Below are 19883 nucleotides of genomic sequence, written 5' to 3'. Positions count from 1 at the left end.
GGGCGTCACCAGCAATGGTGGCGCCCTTTTACTTTCAGCACCAAATCGGCTTGGCCAACTCAGCCGCTTCGCTTTCCAAGCCAGAATGCTCCGCCCAGCGCCAGTGTGGCGAGCGCCCCCGCCGCGGCGTAGGTCGCCGGGCTGACCGCGTCAGCCTGCGTGCTGGCGAGCGCGGGCGCGTCTTCAGGCGAAACACTGGACGCATCGGCCCCCTCGCGCGGGACGAAGCCCTGCTCGGTCAGCACCATGGTGTTGAGATCGAGCCCGCTGGAGAGCGCGCCCTTTTTTGCTGCCTCTGCCAGCTGAGCGAGCATCTTCGGCTGGTTCGCCGATTGTTCGAGCGCAGTATTCAGCAAGGTCGCCTGCACCATCAGCGCCTCGGCATATTGCTGTTTCCCGGCATCGTCCGCCTCGGCAAAGCCGGACGTCGCGGCAAAAGCATTGCGCGCCTGATCACGCACCGCAGCGATGGTCGCTGCAGGCGGCGTATCCTGACGCTGGTTGGCGACCAGCCATGCCGACATCCACCATAGAGCGTAGGCGTCTGCGATGTTGGCGGGATCAAGCCCGTAGGACTGCATCACGCCGCCGATCTCGTCGATCAGGTCGGGCTGTGATGCAAAAAGGCGGGCGAGATCAGCTTTGGCAGGTTCGCGTGTTTTCGCGACGAAGGTGGCAAGGTTAGTGCTGGTACGTTGAGGTAATGTTCGGAAGTTCAAAACGTCTGCTGGATTACGGTCTGGCACATCCGCGCTGCCGCCAAAAACCTGATCGCTTGCCGCCCACGCCGCCTCTTGCTGCGTGACGTGGTCAATCGAAACAGTGTTCGTCAGCACGCCCATGTCAAAAACTTGCGCGTAACCGAAAGAGCCGGTCGCAATAAAACCGATGACGACGACTGCCCTGACGAGGCGGCTCATATGGCGCGAATCGCGACCCATCAGATCACCCCCGCTGACAGTAAAACAGGGCGCAGCATAACATTGCGCCCTGCCCAGATCGATACCTTTGCGACGTCGCCTCTTACGAGCTATGGTCGATAGACCTTCGCCGAGAGATTTGATCGCCTTGTTCGTCGCGTTCATCTTGATGCCGAACTCCTGAGATGCGGCACCAAATTTCGCGGTCTTGTCGGGTGTCTTATCGGTGATTTGACCGGCCAGAGATTGCACCTGGCTTGCCTTGGCGTTCAGTTTATCGCCAATGATCGAAGCCAAAGCCATCAGCACTGGCGCATGACCCCGCCCATCTGGGCCACAATGTCCGGCTGGGTGGAAAAAAGCCGCTGGAGGTCGTCGGCGGCAGCGGTATCCCTCTCCCGCGTCCGCTCGACGAACCCTGACAGATTGCGCGATGTACGCCGCCGGTCGTAGCTGAAATCGAGGTCGGCAACTTGCTCAGTCGCGTCGACGGCAGAAGGGTCTGCGACGATTTCCTCGACACTCTGCGTGGCAGCTTCGATGTTAGCATTGGCGATACCGGATGAAATAAATGCGCCATCCATGTCCTGGCCGTGTGCAGGAGTAGCGAGCAAAAGATGCAGCGCAACGATAGCGAGTATTGCGCGCATCAGCCCGTTTTTCCGAAACTCCGACCGACAAAAAATGCCACCGCGATGCCTGCTCCGGCGACGACTGCCAGGCCTAGATACGTTGCCGCTCCATCGGTCTGTTCGGTCGCAAGGCTGACATTGCGCTCATCCGACGCATCGGCACCTTCGCGCGGGACGAAGCCGTTTTCGGTCAGGACCATCGTGTTGAGATCGAGCCCGCTGGCGAGCGCGCCCTGTTTCGCTGCCTGCGCCAGCTGGGCGAGCATCTCCGGCTGGTTCGCCGATTGTTCGAGCGCAGTGTTCAGCAAGGCCGCCTGCAACATCAGAGCCTCGGCATATTTCTGTTTCCCGGCATCGTCCACCTCGGCAAAGCCGGGGGTGGCGGCAAAGGCATTGCGCGCCTGATCGCGCACCGCCGCAAAAGTCGATTTGGTCGGCGTATCCTGACGCTGGTTGGCGACCAGCCATGCCGACATCCACCATAGAGCGTAGGCGTCTGCGACGTTGGCGGGATCGAGCCCGTAGGACTGCATCACGCCGCCGATCTCGTCCATAATATTGGGTTGAAAGGCAAACAGTTTTTCGAGCTCCCTCGCGGCGGCCTTGTCTGTCGCTGCCGTCCGCTCGACGAATTCTGCCAGGTTCTGGCGCGTTCGGCGCTTGTCGCGACGATAATCGAGTGACGGCGCGCCACTGGCGGCAGGTCCCGGGGTTTCATTCAGGACCACATCGGGGACGGAATTTGAATCCCGCAGCGCAGTTCCGATGGGATCGTTCCCGGTCGCACCTGAGATGATGTGGCCGAAGAAGTCCTGAGCCAATGCTGGAACCGCCATCAATGCGACCGGTCCACAGACGGCAGCCAGGAAGTAGCGGTGTTTCATATAGCACCTGTAATTGGCTGCGAAGGCGACGGGGGCAGCATAGGCCGCCCCCGTGTATCTTTCAACTTTGAAGCAACTGTTATTGTTTGCGAGCCATCGTGGACAGACCCTCGCCGATCGTTTTGATCACCGTACTGGTCGACTGCATCAGGTAAGAGAATTCCTGTCCGGCGACCTGAAGGTCTGTAGATGCCTTGATCGAGCGGTTTTTGCCTTGCTTGTCGAGGGCGCGCGCCATGGTATCCATATCCTGTATCTTGGAATCCAGCGCCCTTGCCATGGCGTCGGCGATCTTCTGCAGCCAGCTGCCCTTGCCCTTGCTGCCGGCGCTCTTCGCGCGCTCCTTGCCTTCGGTCATCGCTTCGCCGAGCTTGAAGATAAGGTTGTTAAGATCGTCGTTGGCCGCCCGTTCGAGGCTTGCCTGGTCACGGAGCGAGAGGTTCGATTCGCTCGCGAAAGCGCTGACGGCCTCGCGAACGTTTTGACGGGCCAGCCCCGGCATCCCCATCTGATTGGCAAAGGACGCCTGCGCCAGATCGATCATCGGCTGCGGGAGACCCATTCGCTGGCCGATTTGCTGGAGGGCGTTCATTGCGATTTGCGATCCGATGGTCCGCATGGCCAGATTGGCCCATCCGGCCGGGCCCATTGCCAGAGACGCCAGATTGACGGGGTTAACCAACGACCGAGCAATACCGAAAACGTTCATGACCTTACCTCCTTCGAACATGGATATTGTCAGGGCGGCTCATCCGCCTCGCAGCCTTTGTGGCAAATCGTGGGCGCTCGGCGTATCGGCAGAATGCAGAGGCGAGGTCTGCAAATCGTATAGGCGCTGCCGAAGCATCGCGAATGCGCGCCTCTGCCGCACGCTTGCAACCTAAGCCTTGCAATCCTCGCGATAATCCGCAGCCTCGCAGGCCGGAGTCGCAAAGGATTGCCAATGAAGCCCCCTCTCATGATTAGCGTCCGGTCAGGGCTGGCCACACTCATGGGTGCTCTGTCGCTCGCCGGAGCTTCGCCCGCTGCCGCACAGCAACGCGAGGACGGTATCCTGGGCGACGACTTCGCCCGTGATGCCGGCACGATCGTCGTCACCGGGGAGCGCCCGATCGGTCGCGACCTGTTCGAGCCGGTCGAACTCCCCGAAACCTCCTGTCTCGTCAGCGCGCCGGAGATCGGCGCCGAGGAACCCGGCTTCACCATCGACGCGTCCGACCTCAAGAAGATCAGCCAGCTGGAGCGGCTGCGGAAGCGGACGCGCGCGGGTACGATCTTCGTCTCGGGCGGAAGCTTCGTCGGCCAGAAGGTCCGCGATGCGCAGCTCTACGACATGTGTTTCTTCGGCACGGATTTCAGCCAGACCGACTGGACCGGCTTTTCCGGGAGCGGGATCGGCTTCGTGGACAGCGATCTGACTGGGGCGAGAATGGCGGGCACGGTGATGCCGTTCGTCCTGCTGCGCGACAGCAAGCTGGCCGAGGTCGATGCGCGTCAGGCGCGGTGGACCAATGGCCAGATCGACGGCGGCTGGGAAGGCTCGGTCCGCAATCTCGACCTGTCGGGGGCCGACCTCACGGGCTTCCGGATCGAATGCGGCACCGACCCGGTCAACGGCTGCCCGACCGAGCGCGAGGGCATGTCGCTGTCAGGCGCGAACCTGCGGCGAGCAAGCTTTTTCGCCTTCTACTGGCCGCAGATGAAGCTCAACGGCGCGACCATCGACCAGACCGAACTCTCGCTCGATCACTTGCCCTACCTGCCCGCGGCCCAGCTTGTCGGCCCCGTCGTCCTGCGCTCCCCGCGCCGCGCGATCATGCTGTTCCCGACCGAGGCGCGCGCCCTTGCCGAAACCGGCCTTGCGCTGGACAGGGCGAACGACCCATGCGCCAGTGGCCCGACCGGGGCGCTTGCCGTCGCCTGCCAGGTTCCGGGGAGCGATACAGCAGCCTTGCTCGGTGCCGTAATTCGGCTGGAAGGCGCGGCAGCCAATTCGCGCGGCTATGCCGGAAGGCGCAACGCCTGGCTGGCCAGCCGCGATGCCTGCCTCGACCTTGCCGATGACGAGGCAGTGTCGGCATGCGTGCTGGCGGCCTATCGCGCGCGCGAAGAAGAATTGCGCGGTGCGACGGGCGGCCCGGCCTGGCTCGACAGCGAGGGCTATCGCCTGTTCCTCTCCAGCGAGGCTGCCTTTCCGACCGCCAGCGACAATCCCGGTCTTTACAGACGGGTGCTGCCGATCATGCTCGATACCGCCGTCGCGGCGCTGATCGTGCGGATCGACTCTCGCGGGCGGATCGACGCCAAGGGCGTGACCGAGGGCGGTTGCAGCTTCGAAAGCGCGAACCTGTTCTACGATCCGCGGACCGACACGATCTCGATCCCCGCACGCTCTCGCCGCCGTGCTGCGGGCGAGCGGCTGATCGCTTTCACAGGCAGCGATGCCGAGGTACGGCCCGAAGGACTGGAGCGGCTGGGCGCCTGCGCCGGGGAAAGCGACTTTCCCCGCCTGCGCGCACTGCGACTGGGCGAACAGGTGCTGGCCGATATCTACGCGCGTTTCTGAAGGCGGTCCGCAAAGGGCTTCCCCTATACGAAACGTATAGCGACAATCGCCCGCCTGTCGTGGGATGATGCACGTCAGCATCCGACTCGTGAAAGTCCATGAAAGGCGGACAATGGAAGTTTCGCGCATGAACTCCATCGACCCGGCACGCTCCGGTTCGCATTTCGCGCGCACGTCGTCCGCAATCGCTGCGGCGAGCGATTCGCGCATCGCGGCAGCGCGGCAGGCCCTCGCCAGCCGGGCGCCCGATCCGGTCGGGCAAGCGCGGCTGCTGCAAACGGCCGTCACCGGCGCGATAGCATCGGCAGTCGCACCTTTCGCTCCTGCGACCACGGCAGCAATTCCGCCCGCCCCGTCGACGCGGGAACTCGCCGCGATGGCGCACGCGGTTTATACGCCGGGCGCCGCGCCGCCTGCCGGATGGAGCATCGCGTCTGCAGCGCAACTCGCCGAAGTCGGCCTGACGCCCGAAATGCTGAGCTCGCCGACATCCGAGTTCCGCGCGGAGGTCTACGCGCGCGAGATAGCGGGCCAGACCAGTTTTACCGTCGCCTTCCGCGGATCGCAGAGCGCCAGCGACTGGCGCAGCAATCTGGGTCAGGGCGTCGGTATTCGTACCGATCACTATAACCGGGCGCTGGAGATCGGACGGCGGCTGATTGTGCCGGAGGGGTCGCGCGTGACCATCACCGGGCATTCGCTGGGTGGCGGACTGGCATCGGCAGCCGCGCTCGCGGCGGAGCTCGATGCGACGACCTTCAATGCCGCCGGACTTTCCGACACGACGCTTTCCGATGCACGTGCCATCGCGGCGCGCGACGGCACAGTGGATATCCCCGATATCAGCGCCTTCTACGTCCGGGGCGAAATCTTGTCGGCCCTGCAGGACGGCGGCGACAGGGTGATCGGCGGTTTGCTCGGCGGAATTCCGGGCGCGATTGTCACCGATCTGCCCGAAGCCGTTGGCACCCGGATTGCACTCGATCCGGTCAGGCCCGAAGGCATGGGCTGGTGGCAGGACCACGCGGTCAACCGGCACATGATGGATTATGTCATCTCCAGCCTGCGCTAAGGCGACGACAGCTCGCTTGCCCTCGATGAGCTGCGGCGGCTTGGCCTCGCCGGCTTCGGCTTCTATGTGTTGCCGAACATGAGACGCCTTGCAGCCTTGGGAATGGTCCTGGCTCTCGCCCCTGCAATCGGGAGTTGCACAAGCGTGAATGGCGGATCGTCCTGTTTCGAACGTTCCCAGCCCGTGCTGCCGGTGGCAGAGGCTGTCCGGCCGCGCCTGACCAACGGCGAGGCTGGCAGGCGCATTTTCGATGCCGTCGCTGCGGGAGACATCGAGGCTGTCGAAGCAATGGTTCGCAGCGATCCGAAACTGCTCTCCACCCATCGCCGCCTTGCCGAGGGGGAGCGACCGGCCAACGGCAATGCGGGTGACCTGCTGGTCTTCGCCGTCGCTCGCTGCGATGCGCGGATGGTCGGCGCCCTGCTGGAACTGGGCGCCGATCCGGACGGGACGCCGGCAGGTCTGCCGCTGACGCTCGCCGCGCTGGCGGACGACCCACTGATGGCAACCATGCTGTTACAGGCCGGGGCCAATGCCGACGCCCATACGCCGGACACCTCCACGCCTTTGCGTGAGGTACTGTATTTCGAGCGCAGCGATGCCGTCGAGTTGCTCATTCGCGGCGGCGCCGACGTGAACCGCGCCGACGCCGTCGGCGGGACACCGCTGGAGGCCGCCCTGACCTTTGCCGACTACAGGTCGGCGGAGATTCTGATGCGCGCCGGGGCCAATCCCTGGCAGGTCGCGAACAAGGGCACCCTGCCCGCAGCACTCCTTGTTTCGCCGGCAAAGGAAGGCGGCGACGAGACGATTCGGCAGCGCTTGCTCGAACAACTGCGTGCCAACGCGCCGAGCTGGCCTCCACCCTCCGCAACGGAGGTAACTCGCAACGTGCTGGCGGGCAGCTGGCCCACCCCGGCCATGCAGGAAGGCGGCTTCGTCGTAACCGAGCAGGCGCTGGAATCGATGCGACGCTCTGCCAGGGCCGGTCGGTGATTCGGGCTGGAGTATCGCCTTGGTAGGGCCGGTCCGGTCATCTGGTATCGGCGCAATCGGCGCCGTTCGCGGGTCCAGCAGCCGGTCCGGTTCGCCTGCCGGTGGTTCGATGCGATCACTCGCCGGCCGGATTGCCGAGCGCATGACGCGCGAGTTCCGCCTGTTCGACGAGCGCGAAGGCGGACGCGGCCGCCACCAGCCGGAAGCGGAGGACATCTACGAGATTCGCGCGCTGGCCGGCACACTTTCCGGAGACCTCGGCGGGCGTCCCGTCGACGAAGGCCGACTCGCCCGTTCGCTTTCCGACTTCGCGCAGGAGAGCGCCTCGCTCTTCGCTGCGCGGCCCGAGGCGGCATCGCTAGATGCCATCGCTCGCGCCATCGCTGCGCGCGAACCGGCGCAAGCGCAGACACTGCATTCGGTCGATACGGCTTTGGGCCAGATCGATCAGACGACGCGCGACATCGCGTCGTCCCGGCCCCGCTGAGACTTCGCCTCTTCAAACCGCAGCTCGTCGACACGGAAATCGCGTCGCCGCAGCGCATCGACGAGGGCGAAGCGCACCTGGCCTTGCTGCAAGGCCGTCAGCCGGGGATCGAGACCGCTGACGCGAATGGCGATGCTGCCGTCGGCGCCCATCCGCAGATGCGCCATTTGCGCCGTAGACCCGGCGGCGAAATGCACCTGCGCCTCCGCGCCGGCGCTGCCCGGGCGCGCTTCGGCGATCTGCGCCGCGATACGATCGATCGTCGCGCGATCGAGCTGACCGTACCGCTCCGCCGAAACTTGCTGTCCGGTTGCAGCCTCCGCCTGTTGCAAGGCGAGCAGGGCGCCGCCCGGTGCGCCTTCCCCGCGCTCCCGCTCGCCATCGCCCCGGTCCCGGCTCGCTTCCTCGCGCTGCTGGCGGAATGCCGCATCGCGCATCGTAGTTTCGAAGCTCCCCCGTCCGCTCTCCCGCTCGAGCCGTTCGGCAAACCTCTCGCCCAGCGCGCGTTGTTCGGCGGCGCGGCGTGGCGGGTGTTGCCGGGGCGATGGCGCGGGCGGATCGTTCGGCTTCGACGACGGAGCGGCCCGCCCGGCTGAAGTCACCTCGCTCATGCCTCTTCCTCCTTGCACTCCAACGCATGATCAGCGCGGCGTCTGAGGTGAGCGGCCTGCCGGTTCACGATCTTGCCGCGTTCGCGCTCGCGTTCGTGCAAATGCCGCGCATGGTCGTACTGATCCTGCGCCCGGCGTTCCTGCTGCACCGATTCACTGCGCCGCTGCAATGCGCCGCTAAGCCTGTCGCGCGAAATCTGACGCCATAACAATGCCTGCGGGTCGGATGGATCGTCGAAGAAGCTGCACTCTGCATCTTCCGCCCCATGTCTGGCTTCCGCAGCCTCCCGCTCGAAGTTACGGCGCTGCGCCGCTACATGATCGAGCCGCTGGTGCGCGGCGCACCTTTCACGCTCCGCCCGGCGTTCCCGCACATTCGCGATTCGTCGCATCTGATCCTGCTGCCGCGTCACAGGATGGTTTCCCCGATGGCGCGAAGCCGCGCGACCGTGGTCGTGGCATCGCTCGCCTCATCCGGCGTCTGGCGCAGCAGGGCGTGGATGGCGTCGCGTTGCTCCAGCGCTGCGTCGGCGAGCAAATCATGCCCTGGTTGGTATTCACCCATCTGCAGCAGCAGTTCGATGTCGGACAGTTTCGCCAGCATAGCGCGCACCGCCTCTGCCGCCGAGACCTGGCCGGACCCGGCGAGCTTGCGGAACAGACGCGACTGGCTGGCCGGTATATCGATCGCGGGATAGTGCCCACGCGCGGCCAGCGCGCGGGACAGGTGGATATGCCCATCTAGCAATGAGCGCACCTCTTCGCCAACGGGATCCTCCTCCTCGCCCTCGGTGAGCACGGTGTAGAGCGCGGTGATCGTGCCGTTCGCATCGTTGCCGGCGCGTTCGAACAGGCGCGGAAGTTCGGCGAAGACCGATGGCGGCAGGCCGCGCCGCACGGCGGGCTCGCCTGCTGCGAGGCCGATTTCGCGCAGAGCGCGGGCGAAGCGAGTGACGCTGTCCATCAGCAGCAGGACATTCCTGCCCTGCGCGCGAAACCCTTCGGCAATGGCGGTTGCGGCCCGGGCAGCGCGCACCCGCTCCATCGCCGGCCGGTCCGAAGTCGCGACCACCACGACGGAACGGGCGAGGCCTTCTTCACCCAGCGCATCGCTGACGAACTCGCGCACCTCGCGGCCGCGTTCGCCGATCAGGCCGATGACGATCGCATCCGCCTGTGTATGCCGCGCGAGCATCGCCAGCAAGGTTGATTTTCCCGCTCCGGCGGCGGCAAAAATACCCATCCGCTGGCCCTCGCCCAGCGTCAGCAAACCGTCGATCGCGCGCACCCCGCTTGCGATCGGGCGATCGATCGGGCGGCGCTCCATCGGCGAAGGGCTGGCGGCGCTGAGCGGGCGGTCGGGCAGCGCATCGACCGGCCCCTTGCCGTCGATCGGAAACCCATGCGCGTCGAGCACCCGCCCGAACAGGCTGTCGTTTGCGGGCACGCGATCCGCCCTGTCGCGCAGCACGACTTCGGCATCGACCGCGATGCCGCGAAGCTCTCCCATCGGCGTCAGGATCATGTCGTCGCCGTCGAAGCCGACCACTTCGGCACCCAGCGGCTCGCTGTCGTCGGACGGGACAATATCGACGACGTCGCCGATCCTGCCGCGCGCGCCGCGCACCCGCAGTGTGGTCCCAACCGCGCCGACCAGCCTCCCGCGCCGCTCGAACAGGGGTGCGCGAAGCCCGTCAGCCAGAAGTGCGACTTCAGCCATTCCGAGTATCCGCAAGGCCCCAGCGTCGGCGGAGCGCCGCAAGCTGAGTGTCGAGATCGGCGATGATCCGGCCATCGCCCACCACGATCCGGCACTGCATCGGAGCGAGCGCGGCGTCGGCTACTACGCTCACCGAATCTTTCCCTTCGAGACTGCGGGCAACCTGCTCCGCCACGTCGGGGGAGACTATCACTTCCACCTCGCTGGCCCCGGCCCGGACCAGCGCCTGCCGGACGAGGCCGGTTGCAATCTCGGCATCCTCGCGCCGGCCGATCAGCAGTTCGACTGCCTGCATGGCGGCCTCCACCGCCTGCCGCTCCCGCCGCCGGTCTTCTTCCGCCATGTCCCGCCGCAGCGAATCTGTAGCCAGCGCCAAAGCCTCGCGCATCTCTGCCAGCGCTTCGGCTCGGCCGGCCTCGTAGCCTTCCTCGCGTGCGCGCCGGGAAAGCTCGGCAGAGCCGCGCTGCAGCGCTTGCGCTTCCTCAAACAGTTCCGCCGCGTCACGGAACCGGCGTGCCGATTGCGCCGGGATGCGTGCAGACTGCAATTGTAGCACCTTGTCGCCGGCAAGCATCGTGACCTTCATGCGGCAAACTCGCGATTGGCAGATTGCATGCATATGTCGTGTGCGATGGCCGCGAGCGGTGCCAACTTGGCAGACCTGGCCGCAGCCGCCAGCAAGATCTCGCCGCGAGCTGCCAATTCGGCCGGTAGCGGGAGGGACGCGGGCACGTCGGGCAACGCAAGCTCGTCGATCTGCGCGTCGCAGACCCTGTCGAACGCGTCTTCACCGACACAGGCGGCGAGCCGCGCAAGGCTGGGTCCGTGAAGCTCCGCATCGATTGCTTTGCGCGCGGCGAGCAGCGCCAGGACCCGCGCGAGTTGAACCCGCAATTCGCCGCTGCACGTTTGCCAGGCAGGCGGGCGGACAACATCTGCGAAGCCGGGCACGATTTCGCCGCGCATCCGCGCCCCGAAACGCGCCGCGCGCCCGTCTGAGCTGCCTGCGTCAGCCACGGGAGGGATCGATACGTCCGACGGCGGTCGAACTGGACGATGGCCGGCCAGTCGCCCGGTTCGCATTCCTGCGCCCGGCCCAGAACCGCCACCCGCCGACGGTCAGCAGCGCGACACCGAGCAGGCTCGCCACGATAAACAGCACATCGGCGAACCGATCGACCAGCGTTGCATCAGGCGCCGCCGGAGCGGGCTTTGCCTCCGTCATGGCGATACTGACCTTGTCGTATTCAAGGCCCTCGATGCTGTTCGTCACGAGCGCCTTGATCGCTGCCGTCTGGCTACGCAAATCGAAACCTTCGCGATATTTGACAAATACGGATGCGGACGGCGGATTGGCGACGCCGGAAAGGGCATCGGCTTCCGGCATGGCGAGATGGACCCGCGCCTCGACCACGCCGTCGAACTGGCTGATCGTGTTGGAAAGTTCCTGGCTGAGACCGTAGACGAGCCGTGCCCGCTCGGCGAGCGAGGACGAGGTAAAGCCTTCCTTCTTGAACACCGTGCCAAGCGATTCGTAGCGTTCGCGCGGCAATCCGTTGTCGCGCAGGACATCGACCGCGCGGGAGAAATCGCCCGTTCCGACTTCGACGGAAAATGCGCCTTTTTCGCCAGCGACTTTCGCTGCGTCGATCCCCGCCCGGTGGAGCGCAGCGATCATGTCGTTCGCTTCGCCCTCATTGATGTCGCGATACAATTCTTGACCGCTGCATCCCGCAAGCGCGGCGGCGGCACATAATGCGAGCAGGCCACGCGAGAGGAGGCTGCGTCCTTGCATCATCGGATCGGTCCTTTCCCGCATCAGCCCTGCTGGCGGAACAATTGCTGCACGCCATCGGCGCTGCGGTTGGCGATGTTCGAGGTGAGCTGGCACTGGAACATGAATTCCTGGCACTTCATCGTCAGCTGCACGATCTCGCCGGGCGTAAGCTCGCCATTGCTGGCCTCGGCAGTGCGGGCGTAATCCGCCACCGAGCGAGCCTGCGTGTCGATTCCGTCGAGCGCGACGAGCAGTTTGCCGACCGGCGCCGGCAACCCGCCGTGGGCGATCCCGCCGGGCGCGGAGGCCCGATCGAGCGAGAGGGCAAAACGGTTCGCCTGCGCCTCGCTCGCTCCCGCCCCGCCCGATCCCGCAGGACCGAGTTCGACGAACCGCGTGTTGATCTGCGAACCGGTCATGGCGGAGATCGCGCCGCCGAGCAGCGATGCGTCGGCCATCTCAGCTCTTCCGTGCCATGGTTTCGAGCGCCTTGGACACGCTGTCGAGCGAGGTGTGGCTCGATTGCGCCATGAAGCTCATTCGCATGGATTCGGCGGTGAGCTTGGTAATCTCCGAGGGCGAATCCGATCCGTTCTCACTGCTGATTACGCTCGCCTGCGATTCGATCTTGGCAGCCTGGTTGTCGAGCGCCGAGCCCCACGAACTGGCAAAGGCTTCGAACCAGTTCCGGCTGCGGCCGGCAGGCTGGAACGAGGTGGTGCTGGACAAGTCGGCCAGCATGCGTCCCGTGATATTCGACATTGCCATTCTCCTTCTCAAAACTCGTTTCCCGCAGAAATTCGCGGGTATTTCACGAAGTTCACATCACCAGAATATCGCGCAGGCCGTCACGCTCCACCGTCAAACTGCCTTCCCCGATCTCCACGATCCGGTGGCCGGTGGGCAAAGCCGCCCCGGCGAACCAGCGGGTTCCGTCCTCGGTCACGATGTAGCCGGGATCGCCGGCCACGAAGCTCGCCGCGCCGTATCCTGGCGCGTTGAAGAAATAGGCCAGATCCGCCTCGCCTGCGCCCGGACGCTGGGTGAAGCGTATTGCACCCAGACCCGGGAGATCGCGGCGCAGCAGGCCTGTCAGTTCCGTCTGCCGGTCGCGAGGGAGGAAGGCAGCCTCGATCTCCAGCGAATCGTTGCCGGTCACGCGTACGTCGCCCTCGACATTCTGCGCCGTCAACAACTCGCTGGCAGCCGCCGCGGCAGCGCTCGCAGTTTCGACCTTGACCAGCGCTGCGGGATGGTTCGCTCCGGCCCAGCGGCGCAGGCGGCCGAGTTGCGCCTCGTCCCGCAGATAGCCGGCAATTGCGACCTGCCCGCTTTCGCTCTGCTCCACCGAAAGTCCGGCGAAACCGGCTGCCGCCAGGTCGCTGCGGACAGTCTGCGGAGACTGGCTGTACTCGCCCGTCAGCCGCGCGCCGAAATGCGAGCCGGCCGCGATGCACAGCAGGGCGGCTCCACCCAGCGCCATCATCCGCGGGCCTATCTTCGAACGCGACACGCGCGCGCGCGCAGGGCGAGAGCGCAATTCGATACGCTCGGCAAGATCGGTCGGCGGACATTCGGCGACTTCCGCAGGCAAGGCTGCCTCGCTCTGCTCTTCGGCAATAGTCTGCCCCGCCTCGGACCAGCGCGTTTCGTCGTCGGCACCCACTGCAAAATACAAATCGCCGATCCTGACGGGCAGATAAGGCTCCAGCCGGATCTCCTCGCCGACACCGATGTCACGTCCGAGCACCTGCACCGAACCGGCCTGCACGCGAAGCGTGGGTCGCGCCGATGCCGTTACCAGCCACAGCGCGCACCCCCTGGTCGAGCGGTCGCGCAGCACGATATCGTTTTCGAAACTGTGCCCGATCGCCAGCCGCCGTCCCTCCGGGAGCCGATGCTCAGCACCCTGCGAGCGGCCCGACAGGACGCGCAGGGTTAGCGGCAACTCGCGCGCTGCCGTTTCTGCTGGCATCTGGGTGAGGGCATTCATCGCGTTCTCCGCCGGATGGGTGCGTCGCCGCGCAGCTGCTCGATCGTCAGCGGCTCGACCTGGTTCGACGCGAATGTCGGCGAGCCGAGGTTGCTGATGCGCGGCGTCAACAGGAACAGACGCTCGACATGGTCTTCACCCTTGCGCCGCTTGCGGAACGCCTGGCCAAGGACGGGGATATCACCGAGCAGCGGCGTCTTGCTCTTGCTGTCAAAGCTACGTGTGCTGGTCATTCCTGCCAGCAGCACGCTCTCGCCGTGGCGCACGACCGTCTGCGTCGCGATTCGCGGCCCCGCCGCCGTCGGCACGCCATCGACGACCAGCCCGTTCAGCTGCGTATCGCTGATCTCCAGCTGCAAGCGGATACGCATGTCGCCGCCATCCTCGATCGCGGAGGGCCGGATACGCATGGCGAGGCCATAATTCACGGAAAAGGCGTCAACCTCGCGCTCCCCTTCCAGCTTCACGACCTGCTGGGTGGTGATATCGAATGTGGCGACCTGGTTGTTGGCGGTCGACAGCACGGGCCGGGTCACGACGCGCAGGGCGCCGCGCCCTTCGAGCGCCTTGATGCGGGCGAGGAAAATGTCGCCGTCGCCGCTCAGATACCCGCCGGTGATGCCGCCCGGACCGAGGTTGGGACCCCCGCCGAACAGCATCGCGAGGCTTTCCAGCCCGAAGCCGAAGTCGAGGCCGAGCTCCTGCAGCCGCGAGACATTGAGTTCGAGGATCGTGACCTGCGTCTCGACCATCAGCGGCTCAATATCGAGGTTGGCGATCAACTGTTCGTAGACCTGCATCGTTTCCGGGCGGTCGCGCACGATCACCGCATTGACGGTCGGATCGGCGGAAATGCGGGGGCCGTCGAGATCGGGGCCGCTGCTGCCGCCGTCCTCGTCCTCGTCGCGAGAGAAGTCGCGGTCCGAGGCGCGGCGATCGCGCAGGCCGTTGAGGCCGCTGATGGAATACTCGTTGCTCGCGCCCGAAGTGACGAGGCCGACCTGGCGTCCGTCCCCCATCTGCTCCGTCAGCAATGTGGCGACGCCAGGGATCACGGTCAGCCGGTCGGAGGAGCGGACCTCCCGGTCGGCGGCATCACGATACTTGAGGTAGAAGATGCGAACTTCGAAGGGGCTGCGCCGCCCGGCGTTGCGGATCACCTCGGACCGCACGCTGGCCCGGGCAAGGGGAGCACGTACGAGCGGGGACGCGATGGCCGAATGAGCCAAAGCCTTTTGCGGGACCGGCTGGATCACCGGCGCGGCCTCGGCGGCAGCAACGCGCGCTGGAGCCTGCAGCTTGCCTGCCATGCCTTCCAGCCGGTCGAGGAAGGCGGGCACGCCGGTCGCCATAACCAGCCCGTTCCCGGCACGGGCGCGGTTGACGTCGCCGGTCATGTTCAGCCGCTCGGCCTGAGCGACGAGTTCGCTTGCGGCGGACGTCTGGATGGAACGGCTGGCAACTTCGTCATTGCTGTAGATCCGCACCACGCCGCCATCCCAGTAGGCGACCAGACCGTAGGCCCGCGAGATCGTGCCCCAGATCTGTTCGGGCGGGCCGCGGAAGATGCCCTGCACCTTGCCTTTCACCTGCGTGCTCACCTTGGCGCGTAGGCCGGCCTCGCTGAACAGGTCGGCGACGAAATCGCGCACGTCCTGCCCGCGCGCGCTGATTGACACCGGCTTCGCGGTAAACGGTGGCTCAGACGCTGTCGCCGCTGCGGGAGCGAGCATGAGACTGGCGAACAAGGATGCCACGGCGATATGCGTGGCCTCGGGAAAACGGACAAGCCGGGTCAGGGGGATCACTCTGCTGCCTCCAGAAAATCGTCGTCGCTGGCCGCAGACCGGTGGGGGACCAGATCCGGAGCGATGTCGAGCTGCCGCACCACGTCGAGCGGGACGGCGGGGTTGAGTTCGTTGAAGCTGATCACGGGCACATCGAACAGGTCGGCGGCGCACACGAGCCGCAACGGACGCCGAAGATCCTGCGCGGTAAGCACGGCGCGGGCTCCGCCTTCGCGCACTTCCTGGCCGATCAGCCTAACGAGATGGCGCATCTGCAGCGGATCGATCGCCAGCCGCGCCTGTCCATCGATCGCTGTCATGGTGGCGCGAATGGTGTCTTCGGCCCGGGGACCGATCATCATGACGGGAAGTCGGCCGTCGACGCACAGCGGCGCGACGATATTGCGGCGCAGAGCTACACGCACACGCTCCGCAATCGGCCCCGCATCGCGCTCCACCTGCCCGGCCGTGCCGATGGCTTCGACGGCGTCGCGCAAATTGCGAAGGCTGACCTGCTCGTCGGCCAGCATCCGCAGCACATCGACAATCGTCTGCATGGAGACGGAACGGACTGCTTCCTTGACGACTTCGGGATGGGTCTCGCCCAGCCAGTCTAACAGCGCGGTTGCCTCCTGCAGGCCGAGGAAGATCGACAGGTTGCGGCGCAGCAATTCGCCCACGAAAGCCGGCAGGCGGTCGTGCAGATCTTCTGGAAGCTCGTGCGACGCACCGAGCGGGGCGTCGAAAGCGACGAGTTCCCAGCTACCCGCAGCTCGCTCCGCCGCGAAGTGCTGGATCCGCAGCGCTGGCAACGCAACGCCAGAGGCGTCGTGCACGGCGACCCTCGCGGCATCGACCGATGCGGCAAGACGTTCCATCTCGCCGGCGGTCATCGCGCCGGGCGCAATATAAAGCACCAGCGGATCGATACGCGGCGCAGCTCTCGCCTCGAGAAAGATTTCTTCGGGAGCCGGGCGCGCTGACACATCGCCGCCCGCAAGCTTCCGCCGCACCAAGGGACCGGTGACAGGGTGCCGCCAGACCCCTGCCGCCACCAGCCCCAGGCCCAGGGCAAGGAACACGGCAAGCGGGAAGCCGGGGATCAGGCCGAGCACCAGCGCGATCACCCCGCCAGTTATCAGCGTACCCGGCTTGTTGCCCACTTCGGCGAAGATGGCTGGTGCGAGATCGGGATTGACCTCGGGATCGTTGCTGCGCGTGACGAGAAGGCCTGCAGCCAGCGCGCACAGGAAGGCGGGTATCTGCGCCACCAGTCCATCGCCGATGGTGAGGATCGAGAACACGCTCGCCGCCTCGGCTAGCGACAGCCCGTGCCACATCGTCCCAACGGCCAGCCCGCCGAGCAGGTTGATGACGACGATTACCACAGAGGCGATCGCGTCGCCCTTCACGAACTTCATGGCCCCGTCGAGGCTGCCGTAGAGCTTGCTCTCCTGCTCGATCAGATTGCGCTTGGCCCGCGCCTCGTCCTTGGTCAGCAGGCCGGAGCGGAGATCGCTGTCGATCGAGAGCTGCTTGCCCGGCATGGCATCGAGGCTGAAACGGGCCGACACTTCCGCAACCCGTTCCGACCCCTTGGAGATGACGATGAACTGGACGACGGTGATGATCAGGAAGACCACCAGTCCGACCACGATGTTGCCAGCCGCGGCCGTCTCGCCGAATTCGCGGATGATCCGCCCCCCGTCCATCTCGGTCAGGATCATGCGGGTCGTGGCGACGCTGATCGCAAGCCGGGCGACGGTGGTAAACAGCAGGATCGAGGGGAAGGTCGAGAAATCGAGCGGTTGCCGCACCCCGATGACCGCGACGAGTAGCAGCGCGCCGGCGGTGAGGTTTATCGCGATGAACACGTCAAGCATCGCCGGCGGCACCGGCAGGATGAACATGGCGAAGATCGCGATGAGCCCCAGGATGACCACCATCTGTGCGCCCGGCAGCATGCGTGCAGCGCGATTGATGGTGGCGGCGAGGTCCATCAGAAATTCACCGCCAGGCCGCTTTCACCGGCGAGCTTGGAATAGATCGCCTTGACCTTCACGACGTAGTCGCGCGTTTCGCGATAGGGCGGGACACGCATACCGTGCTTGCGGACCGCACCCTCCCCTGCGTTGTAAGCCGCCAGCACCAGATCGACGTTGCCATCCATCCGCTGCCACAACTGCCGCAGCAGCTTCGCTCCGGCATCGATATTGCTATCGGGGTCGAACAGGTGATCGGCATTGGCGACACCCAGCATGCGCCCCGTCCCCGGCATGACCTGCATCAGCCCGCGCGCCCCGGCATGACTGACAGCCCGGGGCCGATAGCGCGATTCCTGCGTGATGACAGCATGCAGCAGCAACGGATCGACGCCATGGCGGCGGGCCGCCAGCGCGATCTTCTCGTCGAATGGCGTGGTGTAGCTTTGCGGACGCAACGCAAGGATAGCTTCGGCTTCTCCATCGCCATCTGTGTCAAGGAGGGCGGCCTCGCCAGGCTGAACGACCGGCTCGACGAACGAACCTGCTGCCGGCACGATTGCAACGACGCCGCCATCGGGACGCATCACAGTGCGGGTGCGCGGTTCCGAGCGTGGCTGGCCCGATGCGCTCTTGTTCTTTTCCCGCAATGGCTTGCCATTGGTCAGCAGCATCTGCCCTTCGCGGTCCAGCATCGTGCCAGGGTCGTCGTAGTTCCAGTCGACCGGTACCGGAGCAGCGCGGTTGGCGCGGTGGGCTGGCGATTCGATGATGGAGGCTTCCGGGCAGTGCCCGATGAGGCCTTCGAACTGCCGCAGGGAATCAAGGTTCGCAACCCGCACAGGCGCATCGATCGGACATTCGCCGGGTCGCTCGATTGGCTCCGGTTCGCGCTCCTTCGCCGTTGCGACGGAAGGGAGGCAAGCGAAACTAACGAGTATTAATTTGACTAATTTTAGACAGGATTTCTTGTGCTGTTTGCGATCACGCCAGAAAAAGCGCGCAGCATTACTTCGTTCAAAACGAACCATGCGACCTCCCTCCAGACAATTTGTCTGGACCGACCCGTAGAAACCCAGTCTCGAGAACCCGCGAAGCATCTGCCCTGCTTGCGCTTTGGGCTCTGCTGTCGATTATTACCGATCATGAAGAAACTTTGAAGACAGAACCGCCCGACCTGTCGAATCGCCATATGCCTATGATTTAATTGAATTTTAACGAAAGATATGCACAGATTTGCCTTTTCGGTTCACCGTAAACCGATGCCATTTCATCGTCCGTCCCGTGTTCTGCCGGAACCACTTTCCTTCGAGTCGTTTTCGTTTCGTTTGTGAGTAATTCTGTTCATCGTTGACTTTAGTGCCTGCTAGAGGCTTACCTCCAAACAACGTCCGGGCTGCCCCCCGGGGATTCGGTATCGCCATGCCCGAACTCGGGTGCTGCGATGACAAGCTGAAGACGCATTGGGGGTCGCATGGCAGACAAGGACAAGGGCGGCGACAAGACCGAACTGCCCACTCCGAAAAAGCTTAAAGACGCGCGCGAAAAAGGCGATATCGCCAAGTCACGCGAGATTACCGCTGCGGTCGGCACGTTCGGCTGGCTGGCCGTGGTGCTGGTGCTCGGCTCTGAAATCGCAGGCCGTATCGCTACCTATTCGGACCGGGTCGTCATCGCCGCGGCATCCGCCGATTTCGCGGGAGTCGCTTCCGGTTTCGCCCTCGAAGGCGTACTGCTGCTAATAACCGTGGTGTGCATGGCGATCCTGCCGATTACGCTGCTTAATACGATCTCTGAGTTGCTCCAGACCCGTGGCCTGTTCGCGACGAAGAAACTGACCCCCAAGTTCGAGAACCTCAATCCCGCCGAAGGGTTCAAGCGCCTATTCGGCAAGCAGGGGCTGGTCGAACTGGTGAAGACGCTGGCGAAAGCGACGGCCGTCGTTGCCATTGTCTGGCTGGTGTCGCGATCGCATCTCGACGGGATGGGCGAAATGCTCCTGCCCGCCTCGCTCCCCTTGTGGGAAGACGGTGCGGGCGCGGCGGCTGCGATGTCGGACGCAGACCTCACCCTGGAGATAACGCTCAAGGTTCTGGGTGCCGTCGCGGTGGTATTCGCCGGCGTCGCCGTGCTCGACGCGGCTTGGACCCGGCACAGCTTCACACGCCGCATGATGATGAGCCGCCGCGATATCAAGCAGGAGGTCAAGCAGGACGAAGGCGATCCGCACATCCGCTCCCACCGCAGGCAGCTGGCGCAGGAATGGGCGCAGGGCGGCGCGATCGCGGCGACCGGCAGCGCCACAGCCCTGCTCGTCAATCCGACGCATATCGCGATCGCGCTCGACTATTCGCCTGAAAAGGCGCCCGTGCCGGTGGTCGCCGCGCGCGGCGAAGGTTCGGTCGCGCAGGCTATGCGCCAAGAAGCGGAGCGCGCCGGCGTGCCGATCGTGCGGC

General features: G+C 65.1%; 21 protein-coding genes. 5 read left to right on the top strand and 16 right to left on the bottom strand.

The genetic code is table 11. The annotated features are described in order from the left end of the window. Window positions 1-59: 59 nt before the first annotated feature. The 4 genes from ACXYN8_RS00765 to ACXYN8_RS00750 form a co-directional block, all read right to left on the bottom strand. Complete coding sequence (locus ACXYN8_RS00765; RefSeq protein WP_458888874.1) at window positions 60-1223, bottom strand: DUF6683 family protein; 1164 nt, start codon at window positions 1221-1223, stop codon at window positions 60-62. Continuing rightward, on the bottom strand, window positions 1223-1570 hold the full coding sequence (locus ACXYN8_RS00760) for a hypothetical protein (RefSeq protein WP_458887361.1): 348 nt from the start codon (window positions 1568-1570) through the stop codon (window positions 1223-1225). The genes ACXYN8_RS00765 and ACXYN8_RS00760 overlap by 1 nt, the downstream gene beginning before the upstream one ends. After that, window positions 1570-2436: a DUF6683 family protein gene (locus tag ACXYN8_RS00755; protein ID WP_458887360.1), complete on the bottom strand. Its 867-nt coding sequence runs from the start codon at window positions 2434-2436 to the stop codon at window positions 1570-1572. The genes ACXYN8_RS00760 and ACXYN8_RS00755 overlap by 1 nt, the downstream gene beginning before the upstream one ends. A gap of 79 nt (window positions 2437-2515) precedes the next feature. Further along, a complete protein-coding gene (locus ACXYN8_RS00750; protein WP_458887358.1) occupies window positions 2516-3145 on the bottom strand; it encodes a hypothetical protein in 630 nt (209 codons plus the stop codon). Between the two features lie 234 nt (window positions 3146-3379). On the opposite strand from ACXYN8_RS00750, the gene ACXYN8_RS00745 reads away from it, so the two are divergent. The 4 genes from ACXYN8_RS00745 (at window position 3380) to ACXYN8_RS00730 (ending at window position 7557) form a co-directional block, all read left to right on the top strand. Beyond that, complete coding sequence (locus tag ACXYN8_RS00745) at window positions 3380-5002, top strand: pentapeptide repeat-containing protein (protein ID WP_458887357.1); 1623 nt, start codon at window positions 3380-3382, stop codon at window positions 5000-5002. 127 nt (window positions 5003-5129) lie between these two features. Next, a complete protein-coding gene (locus ACXYN8_RS00740) occupies window positions 5130-6074 on the top strand; it encodes a hypothetical protein (protein ID WP_458887356.1) in 945 nt (314 codons plus the stop codon). A 102-nt stretch (window positions 6075-6176) separates the two neighbouring features. Beyond that, complete coding sequence (locus tag ACXYN8_RS00735; RefSeq protein WP_458887354.1) at window positions 6177-7070, top strand: ankyrin repeat domain-containing protein; 894 nt, start codon at window positions 6177-6179, stop codon at window positions 7068-7070. 109 nt (window positions 7071-7179) lie between these two features. Continuing rightward, window positions 7180-7557, top strand: coding sequence for a hypothetical protein (locus ACXYN8_RS00730; RefSeq protein ID WP_458887353.1), 378 nt, complete (start codon window positions 7180-7182; stop codon window positions 7555-7557). Here ACXYN8_RS00730 and ACXYN8_RS00725 read toward each other — a convergent pair. The 12 genes from ACXYN8_RS00725 to ACXYN8_RS00670 form a co-directional block, all read right to left on the bottom strand. Then, a complete protein-coding gene (locus ACXYN8_RS00725) occupies window positions 7518-8168 on the bottom strand; it encodes a hypothetical protein (protein ID WP_458887352.1) in 651 nt (216 codons plus the stop codon). The two genes, ACXYN8_RS00730 and ACXYN8_RS00725, sit on opposite strands and share 40 nt — an antisense overlap. Then, window positions 8165-8560 carry a hypothetical protein gene (locus ACXYN8_RS00720; protein WP_458887351.1) on the bottom strand — a complete coding sequence of 132 codons (396 nt, stop codon included), beginning with the start codon at window positions 8558-8560 and terminating at the stop codon, window positions 8165-8167. The genes ACXYN8_RS00725 and ACXYN8_RS00720 overlap by 4 nt, the downstream gene beginning before the upstream one ends. Window positions 8561-8577: 17 nt before the next feature. Then, entirely contained in the window at window positions 8578-9888 is a 1311-nt protein-coding gene (locus ACXYN8_RS00715; RefSeq protein WP_458887350.1) for a FliI/YscN family ATPase, read from the bottom strand. Further along, window positions 9881-10474 (bottom strand): FliH/SctL family protein, encoded by a 594-nt coding sequence (locus ACXYN8_RS00710; RefSeq protein ID WP_458887349.1) that lies wholly within the window; start codon window positions 10472-10474, stop codon window positions 9881-9883. Before ACXYN8_RS00710 ends, ACXYN8_RS00715 begins: the two co-directional genes overlap by 8 nt. Further along, window positions 10471-10854: a hypothetical protein gene (locus tag ACXYN8_RS00705; RefSeq protein WP_458887348.1), complete on the bottom strand. Its 384-nt coding sequence runs from the start codon at window positions 10852-10854 to the stop codon at window positions 10471-10473. Before ACXYN8_RS00705 ends, ACXYN8_RS00710 begins: the two co-directional genes overlap by 4 nt. Window positions 10855-10897: 43 nt before the next feature. After that, entirely contained in the window at window positions 10898-11686 is a 789-nt protein-coding gene (sctJ, locus tag ACXYN8_RS00700; RefSeq protein ID WP_458887347.1) for a type III secretion system inner membrane ring lipoprotein SctJ, read from the bottom strand. 20 nt (window positions 11687-11706) lie between these two features. Continuing rightward, the gene (locus ACXYN8_RS00695) at window positions 11707-12123 is read right to left on the bottom strand and encodes a hypothetical protein (RefSeq protein WP_458887345.1); all 417 of its coding nucleotides are present in this window, start codon (window positions 12121-12123) and stop codon (window positions 11707-11709) included. A gap of 1 nt (window position 12124) precedes the next feature. Further along, the gene (locus tag ACXYN8_RS00690; RefSeq protein ID WP_458887344.1) at window positions 12125-12427 is read right to left on the bottom strand and encodes a hypothetical protein; all 303 of its coding nucleotides are present in this window, start codon (window positions 12425-12427) and stop codon (window positions 12125-12127) included. Window positions 12428-12485: 58 nt separating this feature from the next. Continuing rightward, window positions 12486-13658 carry a SctD/MshK family protein gene (locus ACXYN8_RS00685; RefSeq protein WP_458887343.1) on the bottom strand — a complete coding sequence of 391 codons (1173 nt, stop codon included), beginning with the start codon at window positions 13656-13658 and terminating at the stop codon, window positions 12486-12488. Then, window positions 13655-15337, bottom strand: coding sequence for a secretin N-terminal domain-containing protein (locus ACXYN8_RS00680; RefSeq protein ID WP_458887342.1), 1683 nt, complete (start codon window positions 15335-15337; stop codon window positions 13655-13657). The genes ACXYN8_RS00685 and ACXYN8_RS00680 overlap by 4 nt, the downstream gene beginning before the upstream one ends. 125 nt (window positions 15338-15462) lie before the next feature. After that, complete coding sequence (locus ACXYN8_RS00675) at window positions 15463-17445, bottom strand: FHIPEP family type III secretion protein (RefSeq protein WP_458887341.1); 1983 nt, start codon at window positions 17443-17445, stop codon at window positions 15463-15465. Further along, window positions 17445-18269 carry a lytic transglycosylase domain-containing protein gene (locus ACXYN8_RS00670; RefSeq protein ID WP_458887340.1) on the bottom strand — a complete coding sequence of 275 codons (825 nt, stop codon included), beginning with the start codon at window positions 18267-18269 and terminating at the stop codon, window positions 17445-17447. The genes ACXYN8_RS00675 and ACXYN8_RS00670 overlap by 1 nt, the downstream gene beginning before the upstream one ends. A gap of 632 nt (window positions 18270-18901) precedes the next feature. On the opposite strand from ACXYN8_RS00670, the gene ACXYN8_RS00665 reads away from it, so the two are divergent. After that, on the top strand, window positions 18902-19883 hold a 982-nt coding region (locus ACXYN8_RS00665), incomplete at its 3' end, for an EscU/YscU/HrcU family type III secretion system export apparatus switch protein (protein ID WP_458887339.1).

Source organism: Altererythrobacter sp. CAU 1778, assembly GCF_054482795.1.
This window is presented reverse-complemented; position numbering and strand designations above follow the sequence as displayed.

What these genes read in the sequence shown, in the direction of transcription:
- ACXYN8_RS00765 (WP_458888874.1), bottom strand. Translation starts at nt 1,223, where the DNA reads ATGGCTTTGGCTTCGATCATTGGCGATAAACTGAACGCCAAGGCAAGC.
- ACXYN8_RS00760 (WP_458887361.1), bottom strand. Translation starts at nt 1,570, where the DNA reads ATGCGCGCAATACTCGCTATCGTTGCGCTGCATCTTTTGCTCGCTACT.
- ACXYN8_RS00755 (WP_458887360.1), bottom strand. Translation starts at nt 2,436, where the DNA reads ATGAAACACCGCTACTTCCTGGCTGCCGTCTGTGGACCGGTCGCATTG.
- ACXYN8_RS00750 (WP_458887358.1), bottom strand. Translation starts at nt 3,145, where the DNA reads ATGAACGTTTTCGGTATTGCTCGGTCGTTGGTTAACCCCGTCAATCTG.
- ACXYN8_RS00745 (WP_458887357.1), top strand. Translation starts at nt 3,380, where the DNA reads ATGAAGCCCCCTCTCATGATTAGCGTCCGGTCAGGGCTGGCCACACTC.
- ACXYN8_RS00740 (WP_458887356.1), top strand. Translation starts at nt 5,130, where the DNA reads ATGAACTCCATCGACCCGGCACGCTCCGGTTCGCATTTCGCGCGCACG.
- ACXYN8_RS00735 (WP_458887354.1), top strand. Translation starts at nt 6,177, where the DNA reads ATGGTCCTGGCTCTCGCCCCTGCAATCGGGAGTTGCACAAGCGTGAAT.
- ACXYN8_RS00730 (WP_458887353.1), top strand. Translation starts at nt 7,180, where the DNA reads ATGCGATCACTCGCCGGCCGGATTGCCGAGCGCATGACGCGCGAGTTC.
- ACXYN8_RS00725 (WP_458887352.1), bottom strand. Translation starts at nt 8,168, where the DNA reads ATGAGCGAGGTGACTTCAGCCGGGCGGGCCGCTCCGTCGTCGAAGCCG.
- ACXYN8_RS00720 (WP_458887351.1), bottom strand. Translation starts at nt 8,560, where the DNA reads ATGCGACGAATCGCGAATGTGCGGGAACGCCGGGCGGAGCGTGAAAGG.
- ACXYN8_RS00715 (WP_458887350.1), bottom strand. Translation starts at nt 9,888, where the DNA reads ATGGCTGAAGTCGCACTTCTGGCTGACGGGCTTCGCGCACCCCTGTTC.
- ACXYN8_RS00710 (WP_458887349.1), bottom strand. Translation starts at nt 10,474, where the DNA reads ATGAAGGTCACGATGCTTGCCGGCGACAAGGTGCTACAATTGCAGTCT.
- ACXYN8_RS00705 (WP_458887348.1), bottom strand. Translation starts at nt 10,854, where the DNA reads ATGCGCGGCGAAATCGTGCCCGGCTTCGCAGATGTTGTCCGCCCGCCT.
- sctJ (WP_458887347.1), bottom strand. Translation starts at nt 11,686, where the DNA reads ATGATGCAAGGACGCAGCCTCCTCTCGCGTGGCCTGCTCGCATTATGT.
- ACXYN8_RS00695 (WP_458887345.1), bottom strand. Translation starts at nt 12,123, where the DNA reads ATGGCCGACGCATCGCTGCTCGGCGGCGCGATCTCCGCCATGACCGGT.
- ACXYN8_RS00690 (WP_458887344.1), bottom strand. Translation starts at nt 12,427, where the DNA reads ATGTCGAATATCACGGGACGCATGCTGGCCGACTTGTCCAGCACCACC.
- ACXYN8_RS00685 (WP_458887343.1), bottom strand. Translation starts at nt 13,658, where the DNA reads ATGAATGCCCTCACCCAGATGCCAGCAGAAACGGCAGCGCGCGAGTTG.
- ACXYN8_RS00675 (WP_458887341.1), bottom strand. Translation starts at nt 17,445, where the DNA reads ATGGACCTCGCCGCCACCATCAATCGCGCTGCACGCATGCTGCCGGGC.